The organism is Streptomyces sp. NPDC002588, from assembly GCF_040295925.1.
Taxonomy (GTDB): Bacteria; Actinomycetota; Actinomycetes; order Streptomycetales; family Streptomycetaceae; genus Streptomyces.
The window spans coordinates 1-2,480 of sequence record NZ_JBEOWF010000039.1 but is presented as its reverse complement, the minus strand read 5'-3'; the positions used below and the strand labels follow the sequence as shown (position 1 = coordinate 2,480).

The 2,480-nt window shown below is 67.9% G+C and carries 2 protein-coding genes and 1 pseudogene; 2 read left to right on the top strand and 1 reads right to left on the bottom strand.

What is annotated here, in order from left to right:
* Positions 1-29 precede the first annotated feature (29 nt).
* A pseudogene (locus ABT057_RS35250) lies at positions 30-626 on the bottom strand (tyrosine-type recombinase/integrase); the annotation flags it as partial.
* A gap of 44 nt (positions 627-670) precedes the next feature.
* On the opposite strand from ABT057_RS35250, the gene ABT057_RS35245 reads away from it, so the two are divergent.
* Entirely contained in the window at positions 671-874 is a 204-nt protein-coding gene (locus ABT057_RS35245; protein WP_352348056.1) for a hypothetical protein, read from the top strand.
* 270 nt (positions 875-1,144) lie between these two features.
* Positions 1,145-1,630 (top strand): DUF4265 domain-containing protein, encoded by a 486-nt coding sequence (locus tag ABT057_RS35240; RefSeq protein WP_352347945.1) that lies wholly within the window; start codon positions 1,145-1,147, stop codon positions 1,628-1,630.
* Positions 1,631-2,480 lie beyond the last annotated feature (850 nt).

Below are 2,480 nucleotides of genomic sequence, written 5' to 3'. Positions count from 1 at the left end.
GGCAGTCTTCACGGATGACATTTACACTTTCAGTCGCCCATAGTTTCAACGGTTGAGCGGCTCGCAGCGAGGGAGAAGGCAGAGGCCGCAGCGTTACGCGTGCGCTCCTGACTCGACGGCATGAGGTGTGCGTACACGCGCAGCGTCAGGCCCGGGTCCGAGTGGCCGAGGTACTCCGCGAGGGCCTTGATGTTCTCCCCGGCGTCCAGGAGCACTGAGGCGTAGAAGTGGCGGAGCGCGTGCATGCCGTTCTCGCGAGACTCGGCGTACGACTCGCCCGGCTTGCGCTCCGGGATCACCCCGGCCGAGGCCAGCGCTCGCTTCCACACCTCCTCGTTGCGGGACGTCCGCCAGACGTGGCCGCCACGCGGCCCGGTGAAGATGAGCCGCTTGGTCACCGGAGGCCCGCTGGCCACCTTCCACGGCAAGGTGATGTCGACCGGCGGGAACCGCTTCATGTGGGCCCGGAGGGCATCGGCGACCGGCCCAGGAGGTGGAACATCGCGCAGTTTGCCGCCCTTCGGCGGGGCGAACACCGCCTTGCTCCGGCTCAGCTTGAGTTGCTGGACCACGTGGAGCGTGTCCGATGCGAAGTCGATCGCGTCGACGGCCACGCCGAGGATCTCGATCGCTCGCCAACTGGCGCTAAGGTGCCGCTTGAGGGGGCGAGATGGCAGACAAGAGCAGTCGTTGGGATCATCACCCACACTGGCACCTGGTGCAGGTGATACCGCTTCTCATCTTCCTGATCATCGAAGACGACGCGATCACGCGAGGTTTCCTGGCCACGGGGCTCGCACTCGCCGCTGCCCGTTACGGGCACGCCTTGGCAACATGGACCCGCGTGAAGACCGCCGCCGCTCCTGAGTCGTAGATCACAGCAGAGGCCCCAAGGCGGAGCCGTGTCGCAGGCGTGCCCGATCGGGCGGCGAGCGGCGAGGGTCGGCGGCACCAGCAGCGTGGCTGAGCCCGGTGAGGGTGCAGCGAGGCACACACGCGCGTGATCGGCTGGCATCTTCGCCGTCGTGGCTGACTGTCGTCGGCTGAGGTCCAGTGAGGTCCAGACGAACCCGTATTCAGCTTGAGCAGACGTCATCGTCACCCACCCGCGGCCGGCACGGCAGGGCTGTGCATCCTGGGCACCATGACGAACCCCGAAGGCCCGTACGTGAAGGTGCACTTCCGGCTTGAGATCGAGGACGACTGGCCCCCGGCGTCGGTGGAGAGTCTGTGGGCGGTCGACCAGGGCGACGGCACCGTGCGGCTCGACAACATCCCCTGCTTCGTCCGAGGCATCGCCTGCGGGGACGTCGTGGCCACCGAGCCCGACGAGGAGGGCGTGCGATGGGCCGGCGAGGTGGTTCGGCGTTCTGAGAACTGCACCATCCGCCTCATCGTGTTCCGTGACAGCGGCTCGGGAGCCGCACGGCAGAGCGTGATCAACGCGTTCAAGGAACTCGGCGTCGACGGCGAGGGCATAGAGCGGTTCGGCATGATTGCCCTGGACGTCCCGCCCACCGCCGATCTCGCCAAGGTGCAACAGCTGCTCAACCACGGCGTCGCCAAGGAGTGGTGGGACATGGAAGAGGGGTGCATCACCGCGCAGTGGCGGACCGCTTCCGTCAGTTGAGGCCGTTTGTGTGATCCACCCTGGGCCGTCTCTGGGCCGTCCGACGTTGCCCAACAGCGGCCAATGACGACCAACGACGACGATCAGGCGCACGAGCCCAGCGCCCCTGACCAGCAAAAACCCAGCTCACCAAGATCCCCGGCAAGACCCGGGGCAAGAAGAAGTAGGACCCGTGATCATGCCTCCCACCTGCGCATACGGCGCGGGCGGGAGGCATTTTTTGTGTGCTGGCGACTCTGTGGGACCTCGCGCGCTGTTGGGGCGCCTCCTTCATGCCGCGGTGTGAGGATCCCCTGCCGTATGCGTGTGTCCGAGGATCTCGCCTTGCCGGGGAGCCGCCGGAGTCCGGCCGCGCGATGAGCGGGGTGGGCTGCTGCCGGTCCCGCTGCTCCGAGTCGAACGCGAACCGACTGGGGTGGTGGTCGGGCAGCGCCTGCTTGCAGAGCCACGTCCGATCGCGGTCGCGGTCGACTCCGCCCAGCTCGCCGGACATCACCGCGCCGAGTCGGATCAGGGCCGGGAGGGTATGGAAGGAGCGGCCCACGGCTGAACGCCCCTTGGCGCCACTGGCCCTGCGTCAGTTCGAGCCTGACCCTCGCAACCCCTTTGCGGACCGCATCCTCTGGGTCGCTGCTGCTCGGCCAAGGTTCGACCGCTGGCCGGTGCGCGGTCGTTGCGGGAGGTCTCGCCGCCATCTGCGCGTCGCGGCGTCGGCACACCATCAAGGTGTCGCAGCTTGTCCGTTGTACGGCACAGCTAGTGCCGCGGCAGGCAACGTTCGCCCCGTCGCGACGCCCGGCACGCTCCCCCACTCTCGACTTCGCTCGAGCGGGAGGGGCCCCCACCGCCG